General features: G+C 66.7%; 5 protein-coding genes. All 5 read left to right on the top strand.

Annotated features, from left to right (window positions below; all coding sequences use genetic code 11):
* Positions 1–1,402: reverse transcriptase domain-containing protein (locus tag VFC51_17875; protein HZT08897.1), on the top strand; the 1,402-nt coding region annotated here is incomplete at its 5' end.
* A 97-nt stretch (positions 1,403–1,499) separates the two neighbouring features.
* Positions 1,500–1,820: a hypothetical protein gene (locus VFC51_17870; protein HZT08896.1), complete on the top strand. Its 321-nt coding sequence runs from the start codon at positions 1,500–1,502 to the stop codon at positions 1,818–1,820.
* Positions 1,821–1,913: 93 nt separating this feature from the next.
* Complete coding sequence (locus VFC51_17865) at positions 1,914–2,111, top strand: hypothetical protein (GenBank protein HZT08895.1); 198 nt, start codon at positions 1,914–1,916, stop codon at positions 2,109–2,111.
* Positions 2,098–2,385, top strand: coding sequence for a hypothetical protein (locus VFC51_17860; protein HZT08894.1), 288 nt, complete (start codon positions 2,098–2,100; stop codon positions 2,383–2,385). The genes VFC51_17865 and VFC51_17860 overlap by 14 nt, the downstream gene beginning before the upstream one ends.
* Before the next feature lie 8 nt (positions 2,386–2,393).
* A partial coding sequence (locus VFC51_17855) for a hypothetical protein (protein ID HZT08893.1) occupies positions 2,394–3,016 on the top strand: 623 nt, incomplete at its 3' end.

Here is a 3,016-nt window from a genome sequence, read left to right as displayed (position 1 = left end):
CCAACCACAGCCGTTGCGACGCGTCTACATCCCGAAAAGCAGCGACCCCTCCAAACTTCGTCCGCTGGGTATCCCCACCTTGACCGACCGGGCCATGCAGGCGCTGTACCTGCTCGGGCTCGATCCGATCGAGGAGACGCTGGCCGATGCCAACTCCTACGGCTTTCGCCAGCAGCGCTGTTGTGCCGACGCGCTGGATCAATGTCACAAGATCTTGCGCAAGAACCACAGCGCCACCTGGGTCCTGGAGGGCGATATCAAAAGCTGCTTCGATCGAATCAGCCACGACTGGTTGCTGGCCCACACCCCGATGGACCGGGTCATCCTCCGGCAGTGGCTGCACGCTGGGTTTATGGAAAAAGACGTCTTCGTCGCCACGACGGCGGGCACCCCGCAAGGGGGCCTCTGCTCGCCGGCGCTGGCGAATCGGGCTCTGGATGGCCTGGAGGCGTTGTTGCGGGAACGCTTCGGCGCCACGCGGCGCCAGCACCAGCGCCACAAGGTCCATCCGGTCCGCTATGCGGATGACTTCATCATCACGGGCACATCGAAGGAACTTCTCCGTGACGAAGTACAACCTCTCGTGGCACACTTCTTGTCCGAGCGGGGCCTCGCGCTCTCCCACGAGAAAACCAGCATCACGCAGATCGACGACGGCTTCGACTTCCTCGGGCAGAACCTCCGGCGCTATGGCACGAAGCTGCTGTTGCGGCCTTCGCGCAAGAACGTGCGGGCGTTCCTGAGCAAGATCGACACCGTGATCCAGCAAGACGGTGGCCACCTCAGTGCCGGCGAGCTGATCCGGCGCCTCAACCCGCTGTTGCGCGGCTGGGCGCTGTATCACCGGCACGCGTCGAGTTCGCGCACGTTCGCACGGCTCGACGACGTGATCTTCAAGAAGCTGTGGCGTTGGGCACGCCGGCGCCACCGGCACAAGTCGGGCGGTTGGGTGAAGCGGCAATACTTCACCGGCCGCGGCGACGAGCGCTGGTGGTTCCGTGGCACGGTCGCTGACGAGGAGGGCCGAACTCGCAAGGTCTTCCTGGTGCGGCTACGCGACACGGTAATCCGCCGACACGTGAAAATCCAGGGAGACGCGAACCCGTACGATCCGGCCTGGGAGCTGTACTTCGAGGAGCGCCTGGCGCACCGGATGGCCAGCGCCTTGACGGGTCGTGCGACGGCTCGCTATCTTTGGTGGCAGCAGGACGGCAAGTGCCTGGCGTGTGGTCAACCGCTGACGCTGGAGGATGATTGGCACATCCACCATCTCATCTGGCGTTGTCACGGCGGCGACAACTCGCTGAGCAACCGCGTCCTGTTGCATCCCAACTGCCATCGGCAAGTTCACAGTGATGGGTTGGTGGTGGAGAAGGCTGCGTCCCGCGAGGGGCGTTCGTAAAGGCTTGAGCCGGATGCGGGGAAACTCGCATGTCCGGTTCTGAGGGGAGAGAGCGGCGGCAACGCCGCTCTCTTACCCGACCGGAGGAGATGACCTGATGGGGGAACGGGAGCCGGGGCACCCTGACGAGCTGGTGGCGGCCCTCCGCAACTGGTTGCGCGAGGCCAATGCTTCCATCGCGTCTCTGCCCGAAGGGATGGATGCGGCCGAGTGGGCTGTGCGACGGTTCATCGACTCCTGGAAGACTCTGGCCCGCAACGCCCTTGAGGGAGTCGAGGAGAATCTGTACCGGGCGATGGCGCTTTGTGACTCGGGGGCACCCCTCGCTGAGATCCAGAGCGAGATCGACCTGGCGCGCCAGACATTGCAAGTGGACTTGCGGGACGACTTGGGGCTTTACGACTGGAACAAGGAGTAGCGCCGGATGAGAAGATCGGCCCACGCGCTGGCGATTGTGGCACCGTGCGGGCGCTGTACGATTACGGGTGGCGACGCCCTGTGGAGGTAACCCATGACCGTGACCGTCCGGCAACTGCTCGACTCCTTCGACGCGCTGTCCGAGGCCGACAAGCACCAAGCGGCCGTCGAGATCCTCCGCCGGTTCGGCGGGGCCGCGGAAGGCGACCTGCCCGAGTCAGCGTTGGTCGAGGCGGCGGACGAGTTGTTCCGCGCCCTGGATGCGGAAGAGGCCGGCCATGCCCCGCCCTGACCGCGGCTCGGTCTGGATCGTCGATCTGGGCTTGGCCGGGAAAGTGAGGCCGTGCCTGGCCGCCCGGCGCCGGAACGAGGTGGACTACTGGGCTGCCCGCGACCGGCTCCTGGAGCAGTACCGCGGCCAGTGGATCGGCTTTGCCGAGGGCCAGGTCATTGCCTCGGGAACGAGTCCGGTGACGGTGTTGCACGTGGCCGAAGCATCGAGCCGGCATCCGTTCGTGATCTGCGTGGGCCACGAAAACGAGCCCTGCCGCACTCGGCGTGTGTGAGGCAACCCATGCCGGAATATCTCGCCACGGGCCGGAACGCCGAGGGAAAGAAGGTCACCGAGCGCGTCGAAGCGGACTCGGCCGATGACGCCATCGCCCAGCTCCGCGAGCGGGGTTTCGACGAGATCGTCCTGCACACCGACGACGTCGGGGCGCTCTACAGCCGCCAGGCTGACGTCGCCAAGACCTTCTCGCCGCGCGAGTTCCTCTGGTTCCGCGCGCTGCCCCGGAGCGTCGTCACGTTCCTGCCGGTCTGCCTGCTGCTCTACAAACGGAACTGGTTCACGCTCCTGCTCGCCCTGGCCGTGCTGCTGTACCGGAGGGCCGTGCCGGCCCCCTGGGGCGTGGTCGATACGCTGCTGGCGGCGTACCTGGTGTTACCGCTGGCCTGGGCGCTGGTGGCCCAGCTGCTGCCGAGCGCGGCGGCGCGATACGAGCAGCTCGTCGAGGCCGCTGCCTGGGGCCGCTGGGAAGAGGTGCTGGCCCGCGCCGATGACGTCGGCCCGGGCATCCCGCCGGAGGAACTCGCCTTCCGCAGGGCGGGGGCCCTGGCCGGGCTGGGCCGCCTCGACGAGGCGGTACACCTGGTGCAGCGGTTCGGCGACGGCGCCGCGATCCCCGCGTGGCTGTA

Source organism: Chloroflexota bacterium (assembly GCA_035652535.1).
Classification (GTDB): Bacteria; Chloroflexota; UBA6077; order UBA6077; family SHYK01; genus DASRDP01.
The sequence above is the reverse complement of the archived record's forward strand: the minus strand, read 5'-3'. Positions and strand labels throughout refer to the sequence as shown.

Bases quoted from the DNA above. Each gene is read 5' to 3' on its own strand.
- VFC51_17870 (HZT08896.1), top strand. From the start codon at position 1,500: ATGGGGGAACGGGAGCCGGGGCACCCTGACGAGCTGGTGGCGGCCCTC.
- VFC51_17865 (HZT08895.1), top strand. From the start codon at position 1,914: ATGACCGTGACCGTCCGGCAACTGCTCGACTCCTTCGACGCGCTGTCC.
- VFC51_17860 (HZT08894.1), top strand. From the start codon at position 2,098: ATGCCCCGCCCTGACCGCGGCTCGGTCTGGATCGTCGATCTGGGCTTG.